Source organism: Elioraea tepida (assembly GCF_019203965.1).
Classification (GTDB): Bacteria; Pseudomonadota; Alphaproteobacteria; order Acetobacterales; family Acetobacteraceae; genus Elioraea_A; species Elioraea_A tepida.
On sequence record NZ_CP076448.1, the window covers coordinates 731,945 to 758,354 of the forward strand.

The following is a 26,410-nucleotide window of genomic DNA, read 5'->3' on the forward strand; positions in this document are numbered from 1 at the left end:
GCGCGTGCTGAGGCTGCTCGCCGGCCGGCTCGTCCAGGCGGCCATTACCCTTGCTCTCCTCTCCTTCGCGACCTTCCTGCTGATCGGGCTGATGCCCGGAGACCCGATCGACCTCGCGATCGCTGGAGACCCCCGCCTCGGCGCCGAGGACGCCGCCCGGCTTCGCGCCCTGCACGGGCTCGACCAACCGCTCGTCTCCCGCTACCTCGCCTGGGCGGCAAGCGCGCTCGAGGGCGAGTTCGGCTTCTCGCGGCTCTATGCGCGGCCGGTCGCCGAGGTTCTGGCCGATGCGCTCGTCGCCTCGCTCGCTCTGCTTCTGCCTGCCACCCTCCTCTCCGCCCTGATCGGCGTCAGCTTGGGCGTGCTTGCCGCGCGGAAGCCGCGTTCGCGGCTCGACTATGCCGTGAACTTCGTCGCCTTCGCCGGCGTGTCGCTGCCCTCGTTCTGGCTCGGCATTCTTTTGATCATCCTGTTCGCGGTCACGCTCGGCTGGCTTCCCGCAGGCGGCCCGCCGGAGGAGCCGACACTCGGCTCCTGGCTCCGCCACCTCGCCCTGCCGCTCGTGACGCTGACCGTGCTCGGGCTCGCGTCCTATGCGCGCCAGGCGCGCGCGGCGATGCTCGAGGCTCTCGCTGACCCGTGGATCCGCACGGCCTACGCGAAGGGGGCGCCGGAACGCCGCGTCGTGCTGCGCCACGCCTTCCCCAATGCCGCCGCGCCGATCATCACGGTCGCCGCGCTTGACTTCGCCACCCTCGTCTCGGGCGCTCTCGTCACCGAGGCCGTGTTCGCCTGGCCAGGCATGGGCAAGACGATCTACGACGCGATCCTCGGCAACGACTACAATCTCGCCTTGCTCGCGCTGCTTCTCTCAGCTGCCGTCACGCTCGCGGCAAGCCTCTTCGCCGATCTCTTGCAGATGGCGATCGACCCGAGGGTGAGGACGTGAGCCGGGCCGCGCGTCGCTTCCTCGGCCATCACGCCGCCGTCGCCTCCGTCCTGCTGCTCGGGCTGATCGTCGCCGCGGCGCTCGCGGCGCCACTTGTCGCCTCCGTGCTCGGGCACGACCCGTTCACGCCCGACCTCTTCAACCGCTACGCGCCTCCCTCGGCGGCGCACCCGCTCGGCACCGACGAGCTGGGGCGGGACCTTCTCTTGCGCCTGCTTTACGGGGGGCGGGTGTCGCTCACGGTCGGGATCGTCGCGGCCTTGGTCTCCGCGATCCTCGGCACCGCGATCGGGCTGGCCGCCGCCTGGTCCGGGGGCCTCGTCGACGCGGTGCTGATGCGTCTCGCCGACGGGCTTCTCGCCCTGCCCTCGCTGCCGCTCCTGATCGTGCTCGCCGCGGTCGACCCGTCCCGGCTCAGCCTGCCGCGCGGGGCGATGTGGTTCGATCTTGCGCGCATCGTGTTGATCATCGCGCTCTTCGGCTGGGTCAAGGTGGCGCGGCTTGCGCGCGCCTCCGCCCTCTCGATCCTGAGGCGCGACTATGCCCGTGCGGCGGTCGCGCTCGGCGCCTCGGGCGGGCGCGTTCTGTGGCGCCATGTCGCGCCGAACCTCGCGGCCCATGTCACGGTCGCCTCGACGCAGACAGTGGGCGCGGTGATCCTGCTCGAGAGCGTGCTCTCCTTCCTGGGCTTGGGCATCCAGCCGCCAACGCCGTCCTGGGGCAACATGCTGGCCGGGGCGCAGGAGCTCGTTTTCGCAGCACCCATGGCTGCGATCTGGCCAGGGCTGATGATCTTCGCGACTGTGGTCGCGACCAATTTTATCGGCGATGGGCTCGCCGACGCGCTCGACCCGCGGGCGGAGCCGAGGCACGCGTGAACGGAAACGCCCGCCGCGGCAGCCCCGCGGCGGGCGCCCGGAACGTTCTGACGTCGTGTCGGATCAGGTGCCGACGACGCCTGCCCGCTTCTTCACGATGGCGATCACCGAGGGCCGAGGCGGCACGCCCTCGGCGAAATCGGGCCAGCGTGTGGACGGGGTCTTGAAGGTCGAGCCCGGTTCCTCGCCCGGGTACTGGACGGCGAGGAGCAACGTGGTCTCGTCGACAGTCAACAGCCGAGGCGATGTTGGCGAGTGAGGCGAGCAGCTGGTCGGCACGGACAAGGCCGGCTGCGACTCCAGCGACGCAGGCCATCGCCGCGCGGCGGGAGAGCGGCTGCTCGATCAGCGCAGCGATCGGTGTCTCGCAACAGGGGTTCGAGCCGATGTCCTCAGAAGCGTCGAGGATGGCGTCGTCGTCGCCCTGCGGCGCCGGCAGCGTGTCAGGCATGGCAAGCTCCGTTCCTCTTATTCAGGCGACCGAGAGCGGCGCCTGCACACGCGCCCGGGTGCCCGGCACCGGCCCCTGACCTGTCCCCGAGTCGATGCGGGTGACGGATCGACGAAAGCGTGATGAACCCGACCTCAGCCGCCCACCTGGCCGCCGGCGTCGCGGACGAGAGCGATCACGGTCGAGCGCGGCGGCTCGTCGAGGCGGAAATAGGGCCAGCGCGTCGCCGGCCGAGTGAAGTCCGCCCCCGGCTCGAAGCCGGGCGTGCGCACCGCCGTGATGAGGCTCGTCGCGCCAGCCGAGAGCGCGAGGCCGCCGATCCGCGCGGCGCGCGGCGCGGCATAGGCCTGGGCGAGAACACCTCGCTGCGCCCCCGCAGCGGTTCCGCAGACGAAGACGCCATCAGCAAGACCTGTCGCCCGCTGGAGGCCGGGCGACGCATTGCCCTGGGCGGTGCCGATCCAGAGCCGCCCGCGCGGGTCGATCGCAAGCGACTCGGGCGCGGCCAGCCACACGCGTGAGCCTGTGCCGTAGCGCGCGCCGGAGGCAGGCTGCGCCGGATCGCCGCCGAGGATCAGCATCGCGCCCTCGGCCTGCTCCCCGGCATGGTCACGGTTCGCGGGGATGATCTCGGCGACGTGACCCCAGGTGTTGACGGGTCGCGGGTTGAGGAGGTCGGTCCGCCCCACCCCGCGCGCGGGGTTGCCGCGGCAGGCGAGGAAGAGTCGGCCGTCAGGGTGGACGGCGATCCCGGCCGGGCTGTCGAAGGCGGTGGCGCCCACGGCCGTGGCCGCAGCGCGCAGCTCGACCAGCGTCTCCGGCGAGCCGGGCAGCGCGACCCATTCGAGACGCGACCGCCCGACACGCGCGACCGAGAGCCCGCCCTCCTCGAGCAGGTCCGCGTTCGCCGCGCGGTCGGTCTGATCGATGGGTCGCGCCGAGACGAAGCGGTAGAGATACCCGTCGGTCCGCGCCTCGCTCATGTAGACGACGAGCCGTCCATCCGCGGCGACGGCGCAGGCAAGCCCCGATTTCGGGAAGCGCCCAAGCGCGGTGCGCTTGATGGGCACCGAGGTCGGCTCGAGAGGGTCGACCTCCACCACCCAGCCGAAGCGCACCGGCTCGTTCGGATGCGCGAAGCGTTCCCCGAGCGACCGCCAGGCGGCGAGGACAGGCGCCGCATCGCCCTCACCGAGGAGAACGGTGCCCCAGGGTGTCGCGGTGCCGCCGAACGGGGCGATGATCCCACGCACGGCGACGGCGGCTACATCCTCCGCCGTGCGAAGCCGCGCCGACCCTGCAAGCGGCCCGCCGATCCGGCAGAGCGTGGTCGCGGTGAGCCGGCGCGCCTGGAACCCGCCATCGGCGACCACCCAGCGCCCGCCCTGCCAGATCAGGTTCATCACGCTCGCCCCGACCGAGGCCGCCTCGACCGCAGCGTTGGGGCGGAGCGAGGGAAACATCATCGCGGGCTCGGCCGAGGGGTGGGCAACGACAAGCACGAGCCGCGGCACGCCATCGGCCGCCGGTGGCGGCTCCACGGCCGCGGCGATCACCGCATCCCAGCCGAACTGGGAGGCGGCAGCGGCGGCGTCAGGGAGGTTCGGGTTCCACGGGGGAGCGTCGAAGGCGACGCGATCGCCCCAGCGGATCAGGACGTCGCGCCGATAGCCGCGCGCCACACGATCGTCGAGCGCAACCGGCTGGGTGACATCCGTGATGTCGGCGACGATGCTCTGCGCTGCGGCAGGAAGTGCGGCGAGCGTTGCGGCCTGCGCGAGCAGGGCACGGCGTGTCGTCGCCATTACCGCGCCTCCACGATGGACGGCGGGGCGTGCACGCGGACAGGCGGGAGGTCGCCCGTCCAGCGCTCGATTTCGACGAGGCAGGACTGGGCCACCGGCCCTTGGCCGAGGCGGGAGGTTCCCTCGTCGCGCGTCAGCACGTTCGGATTGCCGTGCACGCAGAGCGCGCCCGGCTGACCCGGGACGAGCGGATCAAACCATGCCCCAGTTGCCATGGCGACGACGCCGGGCAGGATGCCCTCGCGCACGACCACGCCGGCAAGGCAGGCGCCGCGGTCATTGAACACGCGCACCACATCGCCCGTGGCGAGGCCGCGCGCCGCTGCATCCTGAGGCCCGATCAGGATCGGCTCTCGCCCCGCCACCTTCGAGGAGAGGCTGACGCGCCCCTGGTCGAGCTGGCCGTGCAGGCGTGTGGCCGGCTGGAAGGAGAGGAGATGAAGGGGAAAACGCCGCGCGAGCGGGGCGCCGAGCCATTCCTTCGGCTCCATCCACACAGGGTGGGCGGGGCAGTCGTCATAGCCGAAGCCGCCGATTGTCTCCGAGACGAGCTCGACCTTGCCCGAGGGAGTATGCAGCGGGTTCTTCCGGGGATCGTTCCGAAAGTCCTCGAACAGGACGAAGGGCCGCTCCGGCGCGGGAAGCTCGACGAAGCCCTGCTCCCAGAACTCGTCGAAATCGGGAGTCTCGATGCCGGCGCGCGTCCAGGTGGTGCGCGCCTCGTCGTAGAGGTGGCGAAGCCAGGCGGCCTCGTCGCGCTGTTCGGTGAAGACCGCCCGCACGCCGAGCGCATCGGCGATGTCGGCGCAGATCGTGAAATCGTCGCGCGCGAGCCCTTGCGCCGGCACGGCCTTCTTCATCGCCATCACGTGCCGGTCACGCGAGGAGGCGCCGATGTCGTTTCGCTCGAGCGTCGTCGTGGCGGGAAGCACGATGTCGGCGTGGCGGGCGAGAGCGGTCCACCACGGCTCGTGGACGATGATCGTCTCCGCCCTCGCCCAGGCGCGCAGGAGGCGGTTGAGGTCCTGGTGATGGTGGAACGGGTTGCCGCCGGCCCAGTAGATCAGGCGGATGTCGGGATAGACGATACGCCGGCCGTTGTACTCGCACACGCCGCCCGGGTTTTCGAGCATGTCGGTGATCCGCGCGACGGGGATCCAGAGGCCCGTGGGGTTGCGCCCCGCCGAGAGCTGCGGGACCGGCAGGTCGAGACGCGGGTTGCCGACCCCGTTGATCGAGCCGTAGCCGAAGGCGAAGCCGGTTCCAGGGCGGCCGATCCCGCCGGTGATCGCGGCGAGCGCGACCGTCATCCAGTACGGCTGCTCGCCACGGTCCTGACGCTGGATCGACCAGGCGGCGGTAATCATGGTGGGGCTCGCGGCCATCTCGGCGGCAAGCGCGCGGATCGTTCCGGCGTCGATCCCGGTGATCGGGGCGGCCCACTCGGGCGTCTTCGCCACCCCGTCAGCTTCGCCCATGATGTAGGCGCGAAGCCTCTCCCAGCCGACGCAGTGGGTCGCGAGGAAAGCGCGGTCCTCCTTCCCCGCGGCGACGATGGCGTGGGCGAGCGCGAGCATCAGGGCCGTGTCGGTTCCGGGGCGGATCGGCAGCCATTCGGCGCGAAGCCACTCGGGCGTGTCCTCGCGCAGAGGCGAGATGTTGACGACGCGCAGGGGCGAGGCCGCCGCCTCCCTTAACCAGCGTCGATACTGCCCCTCCCCCGCCCCGCCGGCGCAGACCTCGCCGTTCTTCAGAGGCAGGCCGCCGAAACACACCATCAGCTTCGCGTTGGCGAGGATCGCGGGCCAGTCAGTCGCCGGGCCCTGGATGCAGTCGTTGGTGCCGACGATGTGCGGCATCAGCGTCATGCCGGCGGCGTAGCTGTAGTTCGTCACTTGCCCCGTGAAGCCGCCGGCGGCGTTCAGCATGCGCTGGAGCTGCGTGCGCGCATGGTGGAACCGGCCGGCGGAGGACCAGCCGTAGCTGCCGCCGAAGATCGCGGCATTGCCGTGCTCGCGACGAACCCGGTCGATCTCGCCGGCGACGAGGCGGATCGCCTCGTCCCAGGAGACCGGCACGAACCCCTCGCCGCCACGACGCGCGCCTGAGCGTGCGCCGCGGAGCCAGCCTCTCCGCACGTAGGGCCGGTCGATCCGTGCCGGCGAATGGACGATGTCCGGCACGCTCTCGATCAGCGTTCCTGGGAACCGGTCACCGGCGAAGGGGCGGACGCCGATGACGCGGCCATCCTCCACCAGCGCGTCGAAGGCGCCCCAGTGGCTCGAATGCGGGATGGCGGTGACGGTCATGCTGGCCCTCGCTCTCACCTCGGGGTGTTACACCGGGCAGGCCGTTCGGGCCAAGCCGCCGGGCCGCTCGAACAGGTCGCTGGCGTGCCGGCACCTCAGACCAGAGGCGCGACGCCCGGGGTTCCTGCGTCACGGGCCTGGGCCTAGGATACGCACAGCAACCCAGGGAGACTCCGATGACCCCGCCGCCGATGGGCAACAGCGCCGCCGCACGCGACATCGCCTCCGTCCTGCACCCCTACACCGACCTCAAGGCGCATCAGGAGACCGGCCCGCTCGTGATCACGCGCGGCAAAGGAGTGCGTGTGTATGACGACCAGGGCAAGGAATACATCGAGACGGTGGCGGGGCTGTGGTGCGCCGCTCTCGGCTTCGACAACGAGCGGCTCGTTCAGGCCGCGGTGCGGCAGATGCGCGCCCTTCCCTTCTACCACGGGTTCACTGGGCGCTCGCACGAGCCGATGATCCAGCTCGCCGAGATGCTGCTCGAGCGCGCCCCCGCTGCCCATGGCGGCAGGATGAGCAAGGTGTTCTTCGCCAACTCGGGCTCGGAGGCGAACGACACCGCGATCAAGATGATCTGGTATGCCAACAATGCCTGGGGGCGGCCGCAGAAGAAGAAGATCATCGGCCGCGTGCGCGGCTATCACGGCATCACCATCGCCGCCGCTTCCGTCACCGGCCAGGCGGCGAACCACAAGGCCTTCGATGTGCCCCTGCCGGGCTTCATCCACACGATGTGCCCGACCTACTACCACGCCGGCCTGCCGGGCGAGACGGAGGAGGCGTTCAGCGCCCGCTGTGCGGAGGAGCTCGAGAAGCTGATCCTCGCCGAGGGGCCGGAGACGATCGCGGCGATGTTCGCCGAGCCGATCCAGGGAGCGGGCGGGGTGGTGGTGCCGCCGCGCGGCTACTTCCCGGCGATCCAGAAGGTGTTGCGCAAATATGACATCCTGCTCGTCGCCGACGAGGTGATCTGCGGCTTCGGGCGCACCGGCAACTACTGGGGCAGCCAGACCTACGACATCGAGCCCGACATCCTCGTCTGCGCCAAGGCCCTCTCCTCCTCCTACCTCCCGATCAGCGCGGTGATGGTGAACGAGCGCGTGTTCGAGGCGCTCGCCACCAAGAGCCACGAGATCGGCACCTTCGGCCACGGCTTCACCTATTCCGGGCACCCGGTTCCGGCGGCGGTGGCGATCGAGACGCTCAAGATCTACGACGAGATCGACATTGTCGGCCATGTGCGCGAGGTGGGGGCGCATTTCCAGGCCGAGCTGCGCCGGCGCTTCCACGAACATCCGCTTGTGGGGGAGGTGCGCGGCATCGGGCTGATCGGCGCGGTCGAGCTCGTCGAGGACAGGGAGGCGCGGCGCAACTTCGACCCGGCGCGCAAGGTGGGCGCGAAGCTCGTCAAGATCGCCGAGGCGCACGGGCTGATCTGCCGCGCGATGGTTCTCGACAGCATCGGCTTCAGCCCGCCGCTCATCATCACCAAGCCCGAGATCGACGAGATGCTCGACCGCTTCGGCCGCGCTCTCGACGAGCTTGCGGTGCAGATCCGGCGCGAGCGGATCGCTCCCGTGGCTTGAGGCGCCGGCGGCGGCGACGCAGCTCGAGGGCAACCGCGGACAGACATGGCTGCGAGCTGCCTCGCGAGGCCGCCCGAGCCTGTCGGAGACAAGAGAGGCGCGTCGGGAAATTTTACACTCGCCGCCGCCGGTCCCGTCACCGCATTCCTAAATCGCTGAGACGGCACGTTTTTCAAGGCTGGCATCATTTTTGCGAAGCGGGCGACGTTGCCTGTTCTACGGCAATGATCGAAATTGCGAAGAAATCGGAGAGAGAAGGATGCCGCGTTCCAAACTCCTGTTCGCCTCGATGGTCCTGGTCGGCCTCGCCGCGCCGGCGGCTGAGGCATCGACTGTCTTCTCGAACAGCACCGTCCCGGGCGATTTCTTCACCAACGCAGGCCCCTCGAACCAGGGCCAGGCGATCGGCGCGACGGGATGGCACTACAACAACGTCCGCAACGGGGCGACCGTTGGCATCAACACGACGCTGCCGCGGAATGGCAACGGGTCGGTCTTCTTCTCGAGCCCGAACGGGAGCGGCAAGGCGGACATCGAGTTCCTCGCGAACCCGCTCAACCTCGGGGGCAACTTCGTCGCCGGAGGCTCGCTCGGCCGCTTCTCCGAATTCACCGGCATGAGCTACGACTGGTATCGTGTCGGGGCCAGCACGAACCCCGCCGTTCAGCACCCCGCGCTTCGGATCCTGCTCGATGCCGACGGTGATCTCTCGACCATCACCGACCGCGGCGGGCTCGTGTTCGAGCGCGCCTACAACAGCCTGTCCGTGCCGACCGACACGTGGGTGAGCGACAGCGTTACCGCGACGACCTACCTCTGGAACTTTGGTCTCGGGCTCGGTTTCGCCTTCGACATCGATGGCAACGGCAACCCGTACGACAGCACGCTTGCCGACTGGCAGGCCTTTCTGCCCAACGCCGTGATCCTCGGCTTCAGCGCCGGCGTCGGCAGCGGCTGGAACGGCGTGTTCAATGGCGCCGTCGACACCATCTCCTGGATCATCGACGGCGTGACGACCACGACCAATTTCGAGGTCGCCGGAGCGACCGCGGTTCCTGAGCCGGCCTCGCTCGCTCTGCTCGGCCTCGGGCTCGCCGGCCTCGGCCTCGCGCGGCGCAGGCGCGCCTGAGGCGCAGGCCGCACCCCCAGTCGCGTCAGCGCGGCGGCAGCGGCGAACAGGCCGCTGCCGTCGCGACCGCAAGCCGGTAAAGCCTGAAGGCGGCAACGCTCGCTCCCGGCACTGTCGCGGCGAGCTCCTTGATGATCGGCGTCGCGCCGAGAAGGCGCTCCGCCGCGCCCTGAGCGAGCAGGTCGGCACCGGCCGTCGTCGCCGCGATCGACGCGGTGCGGGCAAGCAGGCGCTGCGTCGCGGCAACCCCTGGGCGCAGCCCGTGCAGGGCCGCCACCTCGCGGACAACCGCAAGCCCGCGCCAGAGGGCGAGCGCCGCATCCAGGGCAGGGGAAGGCGACAGGGCGACCACAGCCCCGCCCTCCACGGCCGCATGTCGTCCGATCCGCGCCGCCTCGGCCGCAAGCGGCACCACCACGCCGGCTCGCAGATGCGCCATGATCTCCTCGACCGACCGCGCCGCCTCGATCGCGGGAACGACCCGCCCCGCCTCGGGCAAGCGAAGCGCCACGTCACGCACCCAGTCGAGCGACGCCGCACGCGCCCGAGCGAGCGGCACGGCCGGGTCGGCCAGCGCCGCGCGCAGCTCATCGACGCGTGCGAGCGAGCGCAGGGCGCGCGCCTCGCGCCAGATCGCCGCACCGATCAGGCCGGCGCCAGCCCCGACGGCGCCGAGGGAGAGCCAGCCGAGCAAGGGCGAGGCGTCGAACTGCGATGCGACCATGGAGGCGAGACCGAAGGCGGCCCAGGCAACGATCAGCACCACCCCGCCCGCGGCGACAAGACCGAGGGTTCCGAGGCCGCGCCGGGCCGAGCCGAGCTCGCGCGGTGCCCAGGACGCGACGACCGCCCCCTGACCCTCCTGCGGCGAAAGCAGGGACGGGCGACGCTCGGCCGCCCGCGCGCCTCGGGCTGCGGCTGATCCGTTGGCGGAAGGGCGGTCGGCAAAGCCCGGGTGGCGCGGCGGGTCGGTCATGCGAGCGCATCCCCGAGGACGTCGTCGAGCAGGGTGTCGAGGCCGAGATGCGGCACGCCGAAGCTCTCGGGCCGATCGAGCAGCGGCGGGCGGAACCCCTGGAAGCGGAACGGCGGAGCGTTCCAATAATCGGCTCCGGGGCGGCGGGGCGGGATGGTTCCCGGGTCGAAGCTCCGCCGTGCTGTTTCGCCGATCGGCACTCCCGCAACAGCCTGGATCTCCGCCCCACCCCAGCGGATGGTCACCTCCTCGGTGGCCCGGAGCGCGGCGATGGCATGAACGCTGAGCCGCTCCTGCCGGGCCGACGCCCCGACGAGATCGGCGAGCAGGGAGGCGAGGGCTGGGCGCGCGGCGGCGGGAACATGGTCAGCCTTGGTCGCGGCGAAGGCGAGACGCTTCGGCTGCGCCCGTCCGAGGAGGCGGGCGAGCAGCCCGTCGCGACGCAGCGCGTTGGCGATCGCGCCGATCGCGCGGGCGGTGTCGTCGAACGCCGCCTCGCCCGAATGCAGAGCGTCGAGCACATCGACGAGGACGATCTGGCGGTCGAACCGGTCGAGCTTGCCGCGGAACTCGGTCGCCTGCATGTCCTTGAGATAGGCGGCGTGGCGGTCGGCGAGCAAAGCGCCGAGCGTTCCGGGAACGGGCCGATCCGGCGCATCGGCAAGCGGAAAGAAATGCAGAACCGGCGCCTCGCCGCGCGGCCCCGGGTTCAGCGCCCGCCCGGGCTGGAGCCAGCGGAAGCCCTGTTCGCGCAGCGCAGCCAGAGCCGAGCGATAGAGCTCGAAGCCCTGGCGGGCGACACCGTCACTCGCTCGGTCGGAGGCGCGCACGCTCGAGGCCCAAGACCGAAATCGCGCGGACGCTTCGGCACGCGCTGGCTCGGCGAGCAGCGCCCAGGTGGCGCGCGACCATGACGCATAGTCCTCAGCGAGCATTGGCAGGTCGAGCAGCCATTCCCCGGGATAGTCGAGAAGCTCGACCGTGAGCTGACGCGGGCCGACGAGCCGGCCAAACACCCCCGACCGCGCGAGAACGAGGGTGACGGCGATCCGGGAGAGGGCGGTGGTGCGGTCGGGCCAAGCGGGCTCCCTGTCGGCAAGGGCATCGCGCTTCGCCTCGAAGGCGAAGCGCGGAACGGTCGAGAGCCCGTCAGGGGCGAGCGAGACGGCGACCAGCCGTTCGCCTCCGCCGAGACGACGCGACAAAGCAGGCAGCGTGTCGAGACGCCGCCCCATCGCCAGCAGGTTTGCGAGCAGCGAGACGAGGAACATGGTCTTGCCCGACCGCGTGAGCCCGGTGACGGCGAGGCGGATCGTCTCCTCGTTCAGCGCCTCCTCCACCGCACGCAGGCCCGACCCGAGACGCGAGCGGACCCAGGCGACAGGCGCCACCAGCGGCAAGGCTCCTACCGGACGCGGTCGATGCAGAACTCGACGATGCCGGCGAGCGCCTGGCGTTCCGCCCCGTCGGGGAAGCCGGCGAGAGCGGCGCGCGCCCGGTCGCCATAGGCCTCGGCGCGACGCACCGTCTCGGCGAGAGCCCCGTGGCGCGCCATCAGGCGCATCGCGTGCTCGAGATCGCCCTCGCGCTGGTCCTGGTCCTCGATCGTGCGTCGCCAGAAGGCGCGTTCCTCCTCGTCTCCCGCCGCATAGGCGAGCAGCACGGGAAGCGTGACTTTCCCCTCGCGGAAATCGTCTCCCACCGTCTTGCCGAGGCGCTCCTGTTCGGCGGCATAGTCGAGCACGTCATCGACCAGCTGGAAGGCGGTGCCGAGGTTGAGCCCATAGGCCTCGAGCGCCTCCTCCTCCTCGCGCCCACGCCCGGCGACCACGGCGCCGATTCGCGTCGCGGCGGCGAACAGGGCGGCCGTCTTGCAGCGTATCACCTCGAGATACTGCGCCTCCGTGGTCGCAAGGTCGTTCTGCGTCACGAGCTGCAGCACCTCGCCTTGGGCGATCGTGCTCGAGGCGGCGGAGAGGATGGCGAGCACCGAGAGCGAGCCGTCCTCGACCATCAGCTCGAAGCTTCGGCTGAACAGGAAATCGCCAACCAGCACGGAGGCCTTATTGCCGAACACCGCATTGGCTGAGGCGAGGCCCCGGCGAAGCTGGCTCTCGTCGACCACGTCGTCATGCAAGAGCGTGGCGGTGTGGATGAACTCTACGCAGGCGGCGAGGTTGATGTGACGCTCGCCGCGATAGCCCGCCATTCGAGCCGCGGCGATGGTCAACATCGGGCGGATGCGCTTGCCGCCGGCGGCGACGAGGTGGGCGGCAAGCCGGGGGATCAGCTCGACCGGGCTCTGCATCCGCGACACGATGACGCGGTTGCAGGCCTCCATCTCCTCGGCGACGAGGGCGGCGAGGCGGCCGAGCGCATCCTCGCGACCGGCCTCGGTGGCGGGCCTCTCCTCCGTGGTCGTCTGCTGCGCCAGGGCCCGCACGCGGCTCTCCGATTGCTTGACCACCCGACGGTCAGCTGCACGATATTGGCGGGCCGGAAACCCGGTCAAGGCAAGGCGGAATGCGGGAACTCTTGCGGACAAACGACCTCGTCCGGCTCAGCTTTCTGCGCGCCGTTCTGGCCGAGGCGGGCATTGCCACGTTCGTGCTCGACGAGCACATGAGCGTTCTCGAGGGCAGTGCCGCGGCCATACCCCGGCGACTGATGGTCGCGGCGGAGGAGGAAGAGGCCGCACGCGCGCTGATCGCAGCGTCGGACCGGGACGGCGGGAGGTGAGCGAGGCGGTCGAGGCGCGTGCGGAGACGCTGCTCGGCGGCCGCGTGCGAATCGACCAGACGGGGGCGGGGCTGCGGGCGACGATCGACCCTGTTCTGCTCGCCGCCGCCGTGCCGGCGGAGCCCGGAGAGGCGGTTCTCGAGGCCGGCACCGGCATCGGCACCGCCTCGCTCTGCCTGCTCGCGCGGGTGCCGGGAGCGCGCGCCGTCGGCATCGAGCGCGACCCCCTCCAGGCGGCGCGCGCGGAGGCGAACGCGGCGCTCAACGGCTGGTCGGATCGGTTCGCCGCGATCGCCGGCGACATCACCGACCGCGCGACCGAACGCGCCGCCGCACGCCACGGCCCTTACGCGCACGCGATGGCGAACCCTCCCTGGTTCTCGAGCGGCAACGAGCCGGCGGAGCCAGGACGACGCCTTGCCAAGCACGCCGGCGAGGCGGACTTGGGCCACTGGGTCGGGGTGCTTGCGCGCCGTGTCGCGCCGCGCGGCAGCGTGACGCTGATCCTGCCGCCCGCTCTGCTGCCACAGGCCCTTTCCGGGTTCGCGGCCGCGGGCATCGGATCGCCCACGCTGTTCCCGCTCTGGCCGCGTGCCGGGCGGGAGGCGAAGCGCCTGCTGCTTTCGGGCCGTAAGGGGGGACGGTCACCGTGCCGTGTTCTTGCCGGCCTTGTCCTGCACCGGGAGGAAGGCGGGTTCACGGCCGCCGCCGAGGCTGTGTTGCGACACGGCGAGCAGCTCCCGCTCCTCTGAGGCCGTGGCAGACGCGGCGACTTCATGGCGTGGCATGACACGGTGCTGCCACGACGCGGGGCGAACGTGGTGAGTGTGACATCGGCCGCGGGAAGAGACCTGCCGGCCCGAACGGGAGCGGACGATGCCGAACCGTCGCAGCACCACCCTCCTCGCCTCAGCGCTCGCCGGGCTTTGCCTGTCGCTCGTTGCCGCGCCCGCAGAGGCAGGGCGGGAGCGCGGCCGCGGCTGGGGCGCACACCCCAAGTACCATCACGGCTGGTATGGGCCGCGCATCGAGCACTACCGGGGACCCCCCGTGGTCGTGGTGCCGCCCCCGGTGTATCGGCCGCCGCCGGTGATCGTTCTGCCCGGCTATTCTGTCCCCTACCGCTACGGGTACGGCCCCTCCTGGGGCTACGCCCCCCACGGCGAAGCGGAGCTGAGGCTTCGGCTTCCGTTCCGCTGATCGACGCTCCTGCCCCACCTTGCAGATGAGCCCCGGGGTGGGTGTGGCGACGCCGGGGCTCCGAGATGGAGCGCCCGGCTCCGAGAGCTCCATTCCTGGATCGTGGATGGCCGTGAGGTGCGTGCGGCCACCCTCTGCCCGAGGCCGAGCGGCACCCGTTTCCGATCCATCGGCCGCGTCAGACGAGGGACACTCCGTACCCGCGGCTGAGCCGAGCTACTGGTTTGATCGAGTTGATGATTCCCTTGTTGGCCCAGACGTGGGAGTCTGGGCGGATGAGGGAAGGCGTTGAGGTCCGGCTCCGGCCGGGCGACCGGGAGCGGCTTGAGGCGTGGTCTGCGACCGCAAGAGCTCGCGGCACCACGTCTGGCGGGCTCGGATCGTGCTGATGACCGCGGACGGCGCGGGCACGATGGCGATCCGCGCGGCGACCGGCAAAGGCAAACCCACGATCTGGCGCTGGCAGGCGCGCTCCATGCACGACGGTGCCGAGGGCTTGTTCCGCGACGCCCCGCGAGGCCGCGCCTTCGCTTCCACCTCGCCTGAGCAGATCGCCGCGGTGGTCGAACGCACGCTGCACGGCGACCCGCCAGCGGCGACGCACTGGACGTTGCGCTCGATGGGGAAGGCGAGCGGCCTGGCGCCGTCCACCATCCACCGCATCTGGCGCGAGCACGGCCTGAAGCCGCACCGGGTGGAGACCTTCAAGCTCTCCAACGACCCGAAGTTCGTCGAGAAGGTCCGCGGGCCGCAGGCAACGCCCGAAGGGCGGTACATCGTCGGCCTCTACGTCAACCCGCCCGAGCACGCCCTGGTGCTGTCGGTGGACGAGAAGAGCCAGATCCAGGCGCTCGACCGCACCCAGCCGGGACTGCCGATGAAGCGTGGCCGGGGTGCCACCATGACGCACGACTACAAGCGGCACGGCACGACAACGCTGTTCGCCGCGCTCGACGTGAAGGCGGGCACGGTGATCAGCCAGTGCATGCTCCGCCACCGCGCGGCCGAGTTCATCCGCTTCCTGCGGCTGATCGACAAGCAGACCCCTGCCGAACTCGACCTGCACCTGATCCTCGACAACTACGCCGCCCACAAGACCGAGGCCGTGAAGCGCTGGTTGGCCCGGCATCCCCGCTTCCACCTCCACTTCACGCCGACCTCGGCCTCCTGGATCAACGCCGTCGAGGGCTTGTTCGCCACGCTGACAAAGCGTCGCCTGAACCGCGGCATCTTCCGCTCCGTCATCGAGCTGAACCAGGCCATCCGCGCCTATCTCAATGCCCACAACGCCGACCCGAAGCCCTTCCGCCGGACCGCGCCCGCCAACACCATCATCGGCACGCACCAGCGCGGGAAACCTTCGCTGGAATCACTCCACTAGCAGCCTGTCGGGTTTGGGTCTGCGGCGTATGTTTTGGTGTGTCGGGTGGGGAGGTCATGGCTGCTGCAGGCGATGGAGCCTGCGGCAGAGGTGTAGGCGAGAGCGATCAGGGTCCACTCGGCGGCGGCGTTGGCGATGCTGCGGAGGCGGAAGCGGGTGAAACCGATGGCGGCCTTGATGATGCCGAAGACGGGTTCGACGGTCTGCGTGTGGCGGGCGTAGCGGGCTTTGGCATCTTCGGTCTCCAGCTTGGCCTGCATCTTCAGACGCCAGGGTTCGCTGATACGGCGCGGCGGCTTCGGATCGGGCGGGGGGCGGACGTCGTAGGGCCGGTGCGGCTGGGTGCGGCCGATGGCGACCAGCGGCTCGATCCCCTTTGCCTCCAGGGCGGCAACAGCCTCGGCGGAGGCGAAGCCGGCATCAGCGATGACGGTCGTCGGCAGGCCGAGGCCGTCCTTCATGCCGAGGATGGTCGCGGCGAAGCTCGGCGCATCGGAGGGGCAGGCAGTGAGGTTGGTGGCGAGGATCAACTGCGACCCCTCGGCGCAGACCTGGGCCTCGGGCGTTGTAGGCCTGGCGGTATTCATGCGCGTCGGAGCGGCGCATCAGCGCGCTGTCGGGATCGGTGAGGTTGGATTGCCGCGTCGGCGGCGGGTCGTCCTCTGGCGGCTTGGGCGGACGGCCGCGCCGGCCGGTCTTGGCGTCGTCGGCGGCCTGCTTCGCCTCGGCCTCGGCGCGGGCCTGCTCCCTCCAGCCGGGCGCAGGCGGCATCCAGCTTGGCCTTCAGCGCCTCGCGCCTTGCGATCTCGGCGGGCAGCGCCTGCGGGTCGGGCTGATCCTCGGCATCGGCCGCTTCGGCGCGGGCGGTCAGCTCGGCGATGTCGGCGGCGAGCCTGGCGCGCAGGTCCTTCGCCCGGTCGTAGCACACCGAGCGGATCTTGGAGGCGTTGGCGTCGATCTTGGTGCCGTCGATCGCCACCGTGCCGAGGCGAAGCAGGCCGCTCTCGCGGGCCAGCAGCAACACCTGCAGGAAGGCCGCCTCGAAGGCAGCGCGGTTGGCGCGACGGAAGGCAGCGATGGTATCGTGGTCGGGGTGCAGGTTCGCCGCCACGTAGCGCACGCCGAGGTCGCGATAGGTCCCCCGCTCGATCCGGCGCGAGGAGAAGATGCCGTTGGCGTAGGCTTAGATCAGCAGCGCCAGCAGCAGGCGCGGATGATACTGCGGCTTGCCGCCGGGGATCGGACGCACCGCGAAGGCGCCAAGCGGCACCCGCTCCACCGCCGCCACCACGAAATGCGCCACATCATCGGCCGGAAGCCAGTCCCTGGCATCCGGCGGCAGCAAGAAGGCCTGGTCGCGGCTGAACGGAATGAACTGCGTCATGCACCGCAGAGGCCCCCATTCCAGGCACCCCGGGAATCCGACAGGCTGCTACTCCTCCCGTGCTTCGGGGTGGCGGAGGTGCCAAAGCCGTTCGTGCGCGGCGACCAGGCTCTCCATGTTCTTGCGCCGGTTCCCATCGGGCGAGAGCGGGCGGCGCGTCAGCATCATCTCGAGGATGTGGAGGAGCTGCTCGGCGACCTCGAAATCTCCCTGGTCGCAGGCATGGTGGAAGGCAATCAGGATCTTGTCCGACAGCCGCCGGCTGTAGCGCGGCACGGCCCGGGCGCTTTCGCGGGCCGTCGTCTCGACATGGGCATCGTCCAGAGCCATCGCGCACCTCTCTGCGTGCGGCGGCTGCACCGCTGGGACGGATCGACCGCCTTGCTTCGCATCAAGCATAGCGCGGAAACGGTGCGCAACTGAACCCTGCTGTGGGACCGCCCGAGGCACCGATGCTTCGCTCTCCCGCTGGCCTGGGTGAGGAGAGGCGGCGCCGACCGCTGTGGAAGCCGGCCCGAGGGGCGCACGCTGTGCAGACGGTCTTCAGCCGTCGCTGCGTTCACAGCCTCGGAGAGGCTTGCCGCGCCAGCGGTGCGTAGCCGTCTGCCCGCGGCGTCGCCGCGTGCACGGTGCGCCGTCGGCTCCCGCCGCACATCAGGCCAAAGGCAGCATACGCAGCGATCAGCGTGCCGATCGCCCCAGCGATGAAGAGCGCCGCCAAGAGCACCCAATCGATCGGGCCGCCGAGATCCGAGAAGCCCGAATGCGTCACCCGCTGCGTGATCAGCACCGCAGCGACACCGCCGCCGATGGCCACGACCTCCGACCAGACAAGACGCGACGGCACGACCCCGCGGTCACGCACAACGACGTAGAGGAAAGCCACCGCCGCGACGGCCGCCACACCGAGCGAGACCCAGAGCCACGGGCCCAGCAACTCCCGCAACACCGCGACGAGCGTTCCGATGTCGAAGTCTTTCATCGACCCCTCCCTCAGGCCAGGCCACGCAGCATTGCGAGGTAGGTCGGCTTCAGCCCGACCTCCTTCATCATCCACGTCACCCAGAGCTCCTCGAGCGGGGCGATCACGCCGGGAAAGGACGGAACGAGATTGTCGTCATAGTCGAACTCGACGAGCATCGCCCGCCCGACACGGGTGATCAGCGGGCAGGACGTGTAGCCGTTATAGGCCTCGGCGCTGGTGGTGCCCGCGATATCGGCGACGAGATGATCGACCGCCACCGGCACCTGCCACTTCACGGAGGCGGCTGTCTTGCCTTTCGGCACGCCGGCGACGTCGCCCAAGGCGAACACCTCGCGGTAGCGTCGGTGGCGCAGCGTGGCGCGGTCGACCTCCACCCAGCCATCGGCCGCGAAGGGGCCTGACTGCCAGGCGAGCGGCGAGCGGCGGACCACCTCGGGCGCGCGCATCGGCGGCACGACGTTGATGAAGTCGTACTTCATCGGCACGAGCCCGGTCGGCGTTCTGTAGGTGGCGATCTTCGCGCCGAGATCGATCGCGGCGAGCTCGTGCTCGTGATTGACGCGGATGGCACGGTCGCGAAACAGCATGCGCACCTTCTCCGACACGATCGGCACGCTGAACAGAACCCGGTTGTGGCTGTTGTAGACGAGCTCCGCCCTGCCTCGGTTGCCGCGGCGTCGCAGCGTGTCGTCGGTCAGGAACGCGTATTTGATGGGCGCTCCGGCGCATTTCATCTCCGTCGAGGGGCGGCCGAACAGCGCCACGCCGCCCCGGTCGGCGAACTCCGACATCGCCCGCCACGTCGCCGCCGCCGCCTCCGGCCCCGCATAGACGGAGCCGAGCCCGTCGCGGCCGATTCGCGACACGTCCATCCCCTCGATCGCCGCGTAGTCGAGCTCGAGCCCCGTGGCCACGATCAGGAAATCGTAGTGGACCAATTGGCCCGACGCGGTGGTGACGCGGCGCGCGTCGGGGTCGATCACGGCGGCGCGTTCCTCGATCCACCGCACGCCGGGGGGAATGTAGTCGGCCGTGCGCCCGACAACGTAGTCGGGGCGTCTGAGGCCCGCAGCGACCAGCGTAAATCCCGGCTGATAGAGGTGTTCCCTGCGCGAATCGACGAGGGTGATCTCCGCGCCCTCCAGCCGCTGCGAGAGGCGCGCGGCGGCGGCGAGTCCGGCTGCGCCCGCGCCGAGGATGACGATCCGCGCGCGCGTGCCCACCCGAGCCCGTGCGGGAAGCGAGGCCCCAACCGCCGCAAGCGCCCCGCCGGACGCAAGGAGCGCCCTCCGCCCGAGCCTCAAAGACGACGTATCCATCACTGCCCACCCTCCCGGCGCCGCACGGACCCACCTTGATGTATTCAAACTCCTGAAGATATAGGGTTTCTCAACCGGCCAGCGCCTTGATCGAGATCAATCGGCACGAGGGCGTTGCGATCGCCCGGCGCGGCCGACGCCGCGGCTCAGACGACCTCGTTCCGAAGCCTCGGCTCGCCGCGCTGCAGCCGGCCGATGTTCTCGAGCAGGAGGTCGATCACGTTGTCCTCGTACGCACGCGTCTCGCCGCCCGTATGCGGCGTGATCAGCACGTTCGGCATCGACCAGAGCGGGCTGTCAGGGGGAAGCGGCTCCGGGTCCGTCACGTCGAGCGCCGCCGCCGCGAGCCGGCCCTCGCCCAGCGCCGCGATCAGCGCCGCCGTATCCACCACCTTGCCGCGTGCGACATTGACGAGGATCGCGCCCGGCTTAATGCGCGCGAACGCGTCCGCGCCGATCAGCCCCGTCGTCTGCGGCGTCAGCGGGCAGGTGAGCGCGACCACATCCGCCCGCGGCAGGAGCAGAGGCAGGGCCTCGAGCCCGTGCACCTCGTCCGCCCCCTCCCCGCCTGCCGCCGGGTTGCCGCGGATGCCGAGCACCGTCATCTCGAAGGCCCTCGCGAGCCGCGCGAGCCGCCCGCCGATGCGCCCGAGCCCCACGACGAGCAGCGTCTTGCCGCCGAGCTCGTCCTCGCGGCGGGAAAGGTCGCCGATCATGCCGCGCCAGAACCGCCTGGCCTGGTTGTCGCGGGCCTCAGGCAGGCGTCGGAACAGAGCGAGGATCAGCGCCATTGCGTGGTCGGAGACGGCGCGGGCGTTCGCTCCCTGTGCCGAGGCGAGCCGTATGCCGTGCGCGGCGAGCACTGCGCGGTCATACTGGTCCACGCCGGCGCTGATCGACTGGATGAATCGAAGCTTCTTCGCGGCCGGCGCGAGATCGTTGCGCCACAGGCCCGAGACGACGAGCACGTCGAGCGCGCCGATTCCCTCGGCGAGCGCCTCATGCGTCTCGAACGTCACGAAGGGAAGACCTGTGCCGCGAAGCCGGAAGCGCTCGCCGAAGCGGTAGGCGACGTGCGCGAATCCGATCAGCGGCTTCTCCGGGAAGGTGCTCATGGGGTTGCCTCCGAGGCGACGGGGTGGTCGGTGCATCAGGCGTGTAGCGGCGACGCGTCGGCCGAACGCAACCGCGATCGGCGGCGCTTCCTCGTGGATCGGGGAGGGCAGCACTGTCCGCCTCGGCCGCGCTGCCGCCCAAGCTGATCACCATGCCCCCTCGCCCGCCCCATCCGCGCGCACGCGCGGAGGCTGCTCCGGAAGAGGGCCCCGGTCTAGACGGCGCGGGCGTGCCGGCCGACCGTGCGATCGAGCCGCGCGTCGAACACGGCGGCGATCGTGCGCAGGAACAGCCGCCCCACGGGCGTGACGGTGATGCGCCAGCCCTCGCGCACGATGAGCCCGTCGGCCGCCATGGCATCGAGCCGCGGCAGCGCCTCGGCGAAGCGCTGCGGCTGTGCCCCCCGCCCCCGGCATACCGCGCCGATATCGAGCGCGAGGTCACACATCAGCCGCTCGATCAGCGCGGCGCGAAGCCGGTCGTCCTCCGTCGGGACCACGCCGCGGGCCACCGCAAGCCTGCCCGCGAGCACGGCAGCGCGCCAGTCGGGCACGGCGGCGGCGTTCTGGGCGAACCCGTCCGCCAGCGCGCTGATCGCCGAAGCGCCGACGCCGAGCAGCACGGGAGCGGTGTCGTCGGTATAGCCCTGGAAATTGCGGCGCAGCCGCCCTTCGCCCTGGGCACGCGCGAGCGGATCGTCGGCCTTGGCGAAATGGTCGAGCCCGATCGCCACGTAGCCGGCGGCGGCAAACACGCTCGATGCGGCGCGGAACTGGGCAAGGCGCGAGACCGCGTTGGGCAGCGCGTCTTGGTCGATCAGCCGCTGGTGCCGCTTCATCCAGGGCACATGCGCGTAGCCGAACAGGGCGATCCGGTCGGGCGCGAGCTTGAGCGCCTCGCGCGCGGTGCGCGCGACCGAGAGCTCGTCCTGGTGTGGCAGGCCGTACATCAGGTCGAGGTTGAGCGCCTCGATCCGCGCGCCGCGCAGCCGCGACACCGCCTCGGCCACCATCGCGAAGGGCTGGATCCGGTTGACCGCCTGCTGCACCCGCGGGTCGAAATCCTGAACCCCGAGCGAGGCGCGCGTGACGCCGGAAGCGGCGAGCGCGTTGACCATCGGCTGGGTCAGCGTGCGCGGATCGAGCTCCACCGCGATCTCCGCCTGAGGGTCGATGTCGAACTCTGTCCGGATCGCCTCGTCGAGCCGCCGCCACAGGATGGGCCCGAGGATGGACGGCGTGCCGCCACCCCAATGGACGCGCGCAAGCCGGATCCGGCCCGGAAGGCGCGCGGCGATGAGGCGAAGCTCCGCGGCGAGGTCACGCGCATAGGCCTCGACCGGGGCGACACCGTTGGCGACGACCGTGTGGCAGCCGCAGTACCAGCACATGCGGCGACAGAACGGGACGTGCAGGTAGAGCGAAACGGGCGCGGCGGGATCGACCTTCCCAAGCCAAGTCTCGACCGTTCTGGCATCGACGCCGGAGTGGAACGACACGGCAGTGGGGTAGCTCGTGTAGCGCGGGACCTGGCCGTCCCAGCGAGCGATCAGCTCCTCCCAAGGGATGCGCGCGTCCATGGCGCGCGAGCATGCGTTCTTCCGTCTGCGCCCTCATTGCGCCAGATCAAGCCCGGCTGGCGATGTGATGGCCTGCCGGCGGGGCGTCGGGCGCGCGGGTCAGCTGCCGGGGCGAAGGCTCAGGCCGTGAAGCGGCGAACGCCGCCGACGAAGGTGGCGAGCGTCCGCACGTCCTTCAGCCCCCGGGGGTCGATCGCGAAAGGGTCGCGGTCGAGCACGGCGAGATCGGCCAGACGCCCGACCGTGAGCGACCCCTTCGAGGCCTCCTCGCGGCCCGACCAGGCGCCGAGCGTCGTGTAGGCGGCGAGCGCCTCGGCGACCGTGATCGCCTCGTCGCGGCAGAGGTCGCCGCCGGTGTCGGTCTCGCGATTGACGAGGGCGTGGATCGCCGTCCACGGGTTCATCGAGCAGACGGCGAAGTCGCTGTGGCCGGGAGCGGGGATCCCGTGGTCGATCAGCGTCCGGTGCGGCCACATGTGGCGCATCGCCGCCTGGCCGCGGTTTGCGATATAGGCGTCGCCGAGCTCCCACATGAAGCCGGTGGCGGAGCTGTCCACCACGCCGAGCCGCTTGATCCGCTCCCGGACCGGGGGCGTGACGTAGCAACAATGCTCGACGCGCATGCGATGGTCGGCCACCGGATGCGCCGCAAGAGCCGCCTCGATCGCATCGAGGGCGAAATCAATGCCCCGGTCCCCCACCCCCTCGATCATCACGAGCAGACCTGCCTTGTGCGCGGCGGTAGCGCGCGCGGCGAGGTCCTCGGCATCGTAGAGCAGCATGCCGGTATTCGGCACGGGCTCTCCCTCGACCGGGGTGCCGACATAGGGCTCCCAGTAGGCGGCGGTGCGGCCGGAGGTGGAACAGTCGGGGCACCATTCGACGCCGATGACGCGCAACGTCTCGTCACCGAAGCCAGAGCGTATGCCGGCGGCAATGAAGGCCTCGACCAAGCCGTCCTCCCGCCCCGACACGATGATCCCGGTCCGGACGGTGAGCCGACCCTCGGCTTTCATCGCCTGGTAGGCGCGGATCGCCTTCGACGGCGTGAGGCTGTTGTAGACCGAGGTGATGCCGTGGCGCAGGCACTCGGCGTGCACCGCCTCTATGCCGCGGGCGATGTCGCCCTCGGTGTCCTGGGCATGGACGGCGGCGAGGAAGAGGTGCGCCGCCGTCTCGCGCACGAGGCCCGTGAAGGCGCCTGTCGTCGGGTGTCGGTCGAAGCGTCCGAAGGGCGGGTCGGCGGCGTCGGGGCCGATGCCGAGAGCGGCGAAGGCGGCCGAGTTGGCGAGGCCGAGATGCCCATCCGTGCGCAGGATGAAGAGCGGCCTCCCGCCCGAGGCGGCGTCGAGTTCCGCACGCGTCGGATAGCCGCCCGATTTCATGTCGTTGAACCGGTAGCCGGCGAACCAGCGCCCGGGCGGCAGGGCCGAACAGTCGCGCGCGATGAAATCCAGGAGCTCCTGCCGCGTGCGCACCACCGACGGCTCGAGCAGACGCCACCGCGCGAGCCGGATGGCATAGGCGTCCGGGTGGGCGTGGCTGTCGACGAGCCCTGGGATCGCGACCGCCCCCGCGAGATCCTCGACCCTCGTGCCGGGGCCGGCGAGATCGCGGATCGCCTCGGTCGTTCCGCGGGCGACGATCCTGCCGTCGAGCATCGCGAGGGCTTCGACCTCTGGCGCGGCGGGGTCCATGGTGACGATCCTGCCGTTGAGAAGGACGACATCCGGGTGGAGGGGCATCTGACGCTCCTGGCCAAGGGAGGCGGAGCGTGGCCTGGAGAGGAGGGCGCGTGAAGGCCCTGTGTGCTGGGGGCGGCGGCCGAATAGGCCTGCCGCCCCCCTTCTTCGGGACGGTGGCCAGCCCCCCTTCGGCCATGCCCGCCCCGTGATCGGACCGCCCCACACGGCCCGGGTCCCGCCGACGCATCAGAGAGGGAGTGGCCCCAGCCGATGCCGATGATTGCTGGTGATAACGAAAACGCGAGCCGGCAGCAAGCGGAATGACACGATTTGACGATGTTTTCTCGCTTTTAGAGACTCCGTCAGCCTCAAGGACACGCGTTGATTGTAGGCCGACGTCAGGCTGCCAGGCGGTCAAGCCGATCCTTTAGCCGGTACCAGGTCCCGACGATCGGCAGGAACCAGGGCGTGCCGGCGTAGAAGGGTAGGGTCGGGAAGGGGAGGTCGTCGAAAGCCGTGGCAGCGTTGGCCTGGCCGGAGATCCGCAAGGCGGCGCGGTGGCCGAGCCAGGTCTGCATTGCCACCCCGCTGCCCTGGCAGCCGACCGCATAGTGCATCCCCTCGTGCACCCCGAGATGCGGCAGGAAGTCGAAGGTGAAGGCGACGTTGCCGGTCCAGGCATGGGTCAGCCGAACCTCGCGCAGCTCTGGGAACACCTCCGACATGAACCGGAGCAGCACCGGTGCGGCGGCCTCCGGCGTGGTCGGCGCGAAGCTCGCCCGCCCGCCCCAGAGCACGCGCCTGCCGTCGGGTGCGGGGCGGAAATAGTTCAGCACGCGCTTGCTGTCGCTCACCATGCGGCCGTTTGGGAACAGACGGCAGACCGTGTCTTCGGGCAGCTCCTCGGTCGCGATCATGTAGCTGCCGACCGGGATCAGGCGCCGCTGCACCCACGGCGTGGCGGGGCCGGTGTAGCCGTTGGTCGCGACGAGCAGCGCGCGCGCCTTCAGCGCACCTCGGGTCGTGGCGAGTCGGAAGCCGTCGCCGTCGCGGGCGACACCCGCGACTCGCGTGCCGTCGATCAGCGTCGCCCCGGCGCGACGCGCAGCAGCGGCGAGCCCCTGAACGTAGAGAGCCGGGTGCAAGGCCCCTGCCATCTCAACCACCATGCCGCCCCGATAGTGATCGGAGCCGAGCTCCTCGCGCATGCGGCCGGGGGGAAGCATGGTCACCGCTCCCCCGGTGACCTCGGCGAGCCACTCGGCACGGCTCGCCATCGCCTCGTAGTGGGCCCGCGTCCAGGCGGCGACGAGACGCCCCGTGCGACGGTAGTGGCAAGCGATGCCCTCACGCGCCAGCGTCTCCTCGAGGAAGGCGAAGCTTCCGGCCGCCTCGCGCACAAGCCGCTCGGCCCGTTCGGCGCCGAAACGGGCGGCGAAGTCGGTTCTCGCGAGCTTGAGCCCGCCCGAGACCATGCCCCCATTTCGGCTCGAGGCGCCGAAGCCGATCCGTTCCGCCTCGATCACGGTCGCCCGGATGCCGAGGCGCCCAAGCGTCAGCGCGGCCGAGAGCCCGGTGTAGCCGCCGCCGATGATCGCGACCTCCGCCTCCTCGGGCAGAGGCTCGCGCAGCTGCGGTGCGGGCTCGGCCGCCTCCCACCACCACGGTGTCGTCTTGAAGCCACCCGCGCGCATCGACGTCCAGCCGCTCATCTACCCCCTCGCGCGACGTGCGCGCTTCGGTATGATCCCGCGCGGGACCGTTGCGCTCAAGAGGGAGACTGAAGATGGGCACCGAACCGCAGGGCTTCCACGAGGACTGCATCGTGCTGGCGCACGAGCTCCACCGCCGCGGCCGTGTCGATCGCCGCACGCTGCTCGCTGGCCTCGCCGCGCTCGGCGTCGTTCCGGCCGCTGCGGGCGGGGCGCAGGCGCAAGGGACGCGCGAGATCCGCATGGTGAACTGGGGCGGGATTGCGAACCAGGCCTTCGGCCGTTTCTATGGCGAGCCGTTCATGGCCGAGAATCCGGGCTGGACCGTGGTGCAGGACAGCTCCGGCCCCTCGCTCGGCCGGATCCGCAGCATGGTCGAGTCGGGGCGCGTCACCTGGGACCTGTGCGACAGCTCCTCCTCCTCCTCGATCCAGCTCGGCGCGCTCAACCTGGTCAACCGGATCGACTATTCGATCGTGCCGCGCGATACGGTGATCGACCCCTCGTTCACGCTCGAGTTCGGCGCTGCGCCCTACTCGTTCTCCTCGGTGCTCGTCTACGACAAGTCGAAATTCCCCGAGCCGCCCCGCTCCTGGGCCGATTTCTGGGACCTCAGGAAGTTCCCGGGCACGCGGCTTCTGCGCCGCGACGCGCTCGCCACCCTCGACGCGGCGATGCTGTCGCTCGGCCGAACCAAAGAAAATCTCTATCCGATCGACGTCCGCGCCGCGCTCGCGCGCGTGCGCGAGCTGCGCCGCAACCTGATCTTCTGGAACTCGGGGTCGGAGAGCGAGCAGGCGATGCGCTCGGGCGAGGCGGTGATGGGCATGATCTGGCACACCCGCGCCAAGGTGCTGCACGAGGAGACGCAAGGGCGAATCACCTGGGAATGGAACCAGGGCATCCTGCAGCAGGGAATCTTCGTCATCCCCCGCGGCAACCCGGCCGGCGAGATGGCGCAGCGGCTGCTTGCCTCGATGCTCTCCAAGCCCGAGCCGCAGGTGGGCCTCCTTCAGTTCCTCGGCAACGGGCCGACGCACAAGGAGGCCGCAGCGCGCGTTCCGGAGGCGTTCCGGATCTTCAACCCGACCGACCCGGCGAACGCGGCGAAACAGGTTGTGATCGGCGCTGAGTGGTGGGGGAAGAACTACATCGCCACCAACGCCGAGTATCTCGACGCCATCACCGGCTAGCCTGGCCGGGCGGACCGCCACGGCCTGG

At 70.6% G+C, this 26,410-nt stretch carries 21 protein-coding genes and 2 pseudogenes; 9 read left to right on the plus strand and 14 right to left on the minus strand.

The window, feature by feature from the left end; translation table 11 throughout:
- Positions 1–4 precede the first annotated feature (4 nt).
- Together KO353_RS03495 and KO353_RS03500 are read left to right on the plus strand one after the other, a co-directional pair.
- Positions 5–949 (plus strand): ABC transporter permease, encoded by a 945-nt coding sequence (locus tag KO353_RS03495; RefSeq protein WP_235692009.1) that lies wholly within the window; start codon positions 5–7, stop codon positions 947–949.
- Complete coding sequence (locus KO353_RS03500; RefSeq protein WP_218286376.1) at positions 946–1,827, plus strand: ABC transporter permease; 882 nt, start codon at positions 946–948, stop codon at positions 1,825–1,827. The genes KO353_RS03495 and KO353_RS03500 overlap by 4 nt, the downstream gene beginning before the upstream one ends.
- A 63-nt stretch (positions 1,828–1,890) precedes the next feature.
- On the opposite strand, the gene KO353_RS03505 is transcribed toward KO353_RS03500, so the two are convergent.
- The 3 genes from KO353_RS03505 to KO353_RS03515 form a co-directional block, all read right to left on the minus strand.
- Positions 1,891–2,040: a hypothetical protein gene (locus tag KO353_RS03505; RefSeq protein WP_218286377.1), complete on the minus strand. Its 150-nt coding sequence runs from the start codon at positions 2,038–2,040 to the stop codon at positions 1,891–1,893.
- A 372-nt stretch (positions 2,041–2,412) separates the two neighbouring features.
- On the minus strand, positions 2,413–4,083 hold the full coding sequence (locus KO353_RS03510; protein ID WP_218286378.1) for a PhoX family protein: 1,671 nt from the start codon (positions 4,081–4,083) through the stop codon (positions 2,413–2,415).
- A complete protein-coding gene (locus KO353_RS03515) occupies positions 4,083–6,392 on the minus strand; it encodes a molybdopterin-dependent oxidoreductase (RefSeq protein ID WP_218286379.1) in 2,310 nt (769 codons plus the stop codon). Before KO353_RS03515 ends, KO353_RS03510 begins: the two co-directional genes overlap by 1 nt.
- A 176-nt stretch (positions 6,393–6,568) precedes the next feature.
- Here KO353_RS03515 and KO353_RS03520 point away from each other — a divergent pair, with 176 nt between their 5' ends.
- Complete coding sequence (locus tag KO353_RS03520; protein ID WP_218286380.1) at positions 6,569–7,984, plus strand: aspartate aminotransferase family protein; 1,416 nt, start codon at positions 6,569–6,571, stop codon at positions 7,982–7,984.
- Between the two features lie 259 nt (positions 7,985–8,243).
- A complete protein-coding gene (locus tag KO353_RS16265) occupies positions 8,244–9,113 on the plus strand; it encodes a PEP-CTERM sorting domain-containing protein (protein ID WP_235692010.1) in 870 nt (289 codons plus the stop codon).
- Between the two features lie 25 nt (positions 9,114–9,138).
- Here the strand turns inward: KO353_RS16265 and KO353_RS03530 are convergent, their stop codons facing one another.
- From KO353_RS03530 to KO353_RS03540, 3 genes are read right to left on the minus strand one after another with little or no spacing between them, the layout of a single operon-like run.
- Positions 9,139–10,089: a DUF697 domain-containing protein gene (locus KO353_RS03530; protein WP_218286381.1), complete on the minus strand. Its 951-nt coding sequence runs from the start codon at positions 10,087–10,089 to the stop codon at positions 9,139–9,141.
- Positions 10,086–11,480 carry a YcjX family protein gene (locus KO353_RS03535; RefSeq protein WP_235692011.1) on the minus strand — a complete coding sequence of 465 codons (1,395 nt, stop codon included), beginning with the start codon at positions 11,478–11,480 and terminating at the stop codon, positions 10,086–10,088. The genes KO353_RS03530 and KO353_RS03535 overlap by 4 nt, the downstream gene beginning before the upstream one ends.
- A 14-nt stretch (positions 11,481–11,494) precedes the next feature.
- A complete protein-coding gene (locus KO353_RS03540; protein ID WP_218287246.1) occupies positions 11,495–12,430 on the minus strand; it encodes a polyprenyl synthetase family protein in 936 nt (311 codons plus the stop codon).
- A gap of 182 nt (positions 12,431–12,612) precedes the next feature.
- On the opposite strand from KO353_RS03540, the gene KO353_RS03545 reads away from it, so the two are divergent.
- The 4 genes and pseudogenes from KO353_RS03545 to KO353_RS03560 all read left to right on the plus strand — a co-directional run bounded on the left by KO353_RS03545 (position 12,613) and on the right by KO353_RS03560 (position 15,409).
- Positions 12,613–12,828 carry a putative signal transducing protein gene (locus KO353_RS03545; RefSeq protein WP_218286382.1) on the plus strand — a complete coding sequence of 72 codons (216 nt, stop codon included), beginning with the start codon at positions 12,613–12,615 and terminating at the stop codon, positions 12,826–12,828.
- Positions 12,825–13,580: a tRNA1(Val) (adenine(37)-N6)-methyltransferase gene (locus KO353_RS03550; RefSeq protein ID WP_218286383.1), complete on the plus strand. Its 756-nt coding sequence runs from the start codon at positions 12,825–12,827 to the stop codon at positions 13,578–13,580. The genes KO353_RS03545 and KO353_RS03550 overlap by 4 nt, the downstream gene beginning before the upstream one ends.
- Positions 13,581–13,704: 124 nt before the next feature.
- Positions 13,705–14,028 (plus strand): hypothetical protein, encoded by a 324-nt coding sequence (locus KO353_RS03555; RefSeq protein WP_218286384.1) that lies wholly within the window; start codon positions 13,705–13,707, stop codon positions 14,026–14,028.
- A gap of 275 nt (positions 14,029–14,303) precedes the next feature.
- Positions 14,304–15,409 (plus strand): annotated as a pseudogene (locus KO353_RS03560) (IS630 family transposase).
- A 54-nt stretch (positions 15,410–15,463) separates the two neighbouring features.
- On the opposite strand, the pseudogene KO353_RS03565 reads toward KO353_RS03560, so the two are convergent.
- The 8 genes and pseudogenes from KO353_RS03565 to KO353_RS03600 form a co-directional block, all read right to left on the minus strand.
- Positions 15,464–16,793: pseudogene (locus KO353_RS03565) on the minus strand (transposase).
- Between the two features lie 48 nt (positions 16,794–16,841).
- On the minus strand, positions 16,842–17,123 hold the full coding sequence (locus tag KO353_RS03570; protein WP_218286385.1) for a hypothetical protein: 282 nt from the start codon (positions 17,121–17,123) through the stop codon (positions 16,842–16,844).
- A 229-nt stretch (positions 17,124–17,352) separates the two neighbouring features.
- A complete protein-coding gene (locus KO353_RS03575; protein ID WP_218286386.1) occupies positions 17,353–17,775 on the minus strand; it encodes a DUF5368 domain-containing protein in 423 nt (140 codons plus the stop codon).
- 11 nt (positions 17,776–17,786) lie between these two features.
- Positions 17,787–19,097, minus strand: a complete 1,311-nt coding sequence (locus KO353_RS03580; protein ID WP_218286387.1) for an NAD(P)/FAD-dependent oxidoreductase — start codon at positions 19,095–19,097, stop codon at positions 17,787–17,789.
- 146 nt (positions 19,098–19,243) lie between these two features.
- The gene (locus tag KO353_RS03585; RefSeq protein WP_218286388.1) at positions 19,244–20,212 is read right to left on the minus strand and encodes a D-2-hydroxyacid dehydrogenase; all 969 of its coding nucleotides are present in this window, start codon (positions 20,210–20,212) and stop codon (positions 19,244–19,246) included.
- A 215-nt stretch (positions 20,213–20,427) separates the two neighbouring features.
- On the minus strand, positions 20,428–21,792 hold the full coding sequence (gene hemN / locus KO353_RS03590; protein ID WP_218286389.1) for an oxygen-independent coproporphyrinogen III oxidase: 1,365 nt from the start codon (positions 21,790–21,792) through the stop codon (positions 20,428–20,430).
- Between the two features lie 119 nt (positions 21,793–21,911).
- On the minus strand, positions 21,912–23,537 hold the full coding sequence (locus tag KO353_RS03595) for an amidohydrolase (RefSeq protein ID WP_218286390.1): 1,626 nt from the start codon (positions 23,535–23,537) through the stop codon (positions 21,912–21,914).
- 338 nt (positions 23,538–23,875) lie between these two features.
- Positions 23,876–25,189, minus strand: a complete 1,314-nt coding sequence (locus KO353_RS03600) for an NAD(P)/FAD-dependent oxidoreductase (protein ID WP_218286391.1) — start codon at positions 25,187–25,189, stop codon at positions 23,876–23,878.
- A 74-nt stretch (positions 25,190–25,263) separates the two neighbouring features.
- Between KO353_RS03600 and KO353_RS03605 the strand changes: the two genes are divergently transcribed.
- Positions 25,264–26,382: an extracellular solute-binding protein gene (locus KO353_RS03605; RefSeq protein ID WP_218286392.1), complete on the plus strand. Its 1,119-nt coding sequence runs from the start codon at positions 25,264–25,266 to the stop codon at positions 26,380–26,382.
- Positions 26,383–26,410 lie beyond the last annotated feature (28 nt).

Excerpts from the sequence above, each read along its gene's own strand:
- KO353_RS03600 (WP_218286391.1), bottom strand. The coding sequence starts at position 25,189 with ATGAGCGGCTGGACGTCGATGCGCGCGGGTGGCTTCAAGACGACACCG.
- KO353_RS03555 (WP_218286384.1), top strand. The coding sequence starts at position 13,705 with ATGCCGAACCGTCGCAGCACCACCCTCCTCGCCTCAGCGCTCGCCGGG.
- KO353_RS03520 (WP_218286380.1), top strand. The coding sequence starts at position 6,569 with ATGACCCCGCCGCCGATGGGCAACAGCGCCGCCGCACGCGACATCGCC.
- KO353_RS03510 (WP_218286378.1), bottom strand. The coding sequence starts at position 4,083 with ATGGCGACGACACGCCGTGCCCTGCTCGCGCAGGCCGCAACGCTCGCC.
- hemN (WP_218286389.1), bottom strand. The coding sequence starts at position 21,792 with ATGGACGCGCGCATCCCTTGGGAGGAGCTGATCGCTCGCTGGGACGGC.
- KO353_RS03545 (WP_218286382.1), top strand. The coding sequence starts at position 12,613 with ATGCGGGAACTCTTGCGGACAAACGACCTCGTCCGGCTCAGCTTTCTG.
- KO353_RS03585 (WP_218286388.1), bottom strand. The coding sequence starts at position 20,212 with ATGAGCACCTTCCCGGAGAAGCCGCTGATCGGATTCGCGCACGTCGCC.
- KO353_RS03595 (WP_218286390.1), bottom strand. The coding sequence starts at position 23,537 with ATGCCCCTCCACCCGGATGTCGTCCTTCTCAACGGCAGGATCGTCACC.
- KO353_RS03540 (WP_218287246.1), bottom strand. The coding sequence starts at position 12,430 with ATGGAGGCCTGCAACCGCGTCATCGTGTCGCGGATGCAGAGCCCGGTC.
- KO353_RS03570 (WP_218286385.1), bottom strand. The coding sequence starts at position 17,123 with ATGGCTCTGGACGATGCCCATGTCGAGACGACGGCCCGCGAAAGCGCC.
- KO353_RS03575 (WP_218286386.1), bottom strand. The coding sequence starts at position 17,775 with ATGAAAGACTTCGACATCGGAACGCTCGTCGCGGTGTTGCGGGAGTTG.
- KO353_RS03530 (WP_218286381.1), bottom strand. The coding sequence starts at position 10,089 with ATGACCGACCCGCCGCGCCACCCGGGCTTTGCCGACCGCCCTTCCGCC.
- KO353_RS03605 (WP_218286392.1), top strand. The coding sequence starts at position 25,264 with ATGGGCACCGAACCGCAGGGCTTCCACGAGGACTGCATCGTGCTGGCG.
- KO353_RS03515 (WP_218286379.1), bottom strand. The coding sequence starts at position 6,392 with ATGACCGTCACCGCCATCCCGCATTCGAGCCACTGGGGCGCCTTCGAC.
- KO353_RS16265 (WP_235692010.1), top strand. The coding sequence starts at position 8,244 with ATGCCGCGTTCCAAACTCCTGTTCGCCTCGATGGTCCTGGTCGGCCTC.
- KO353_RS03580 (WP_218286387.1), bottom strand. The coding sequence starts at position 19,097 with ATGGATACGTCGTCTTTGAGGCTCGGGCGGAGGGCGCTCCTTGCGTCC.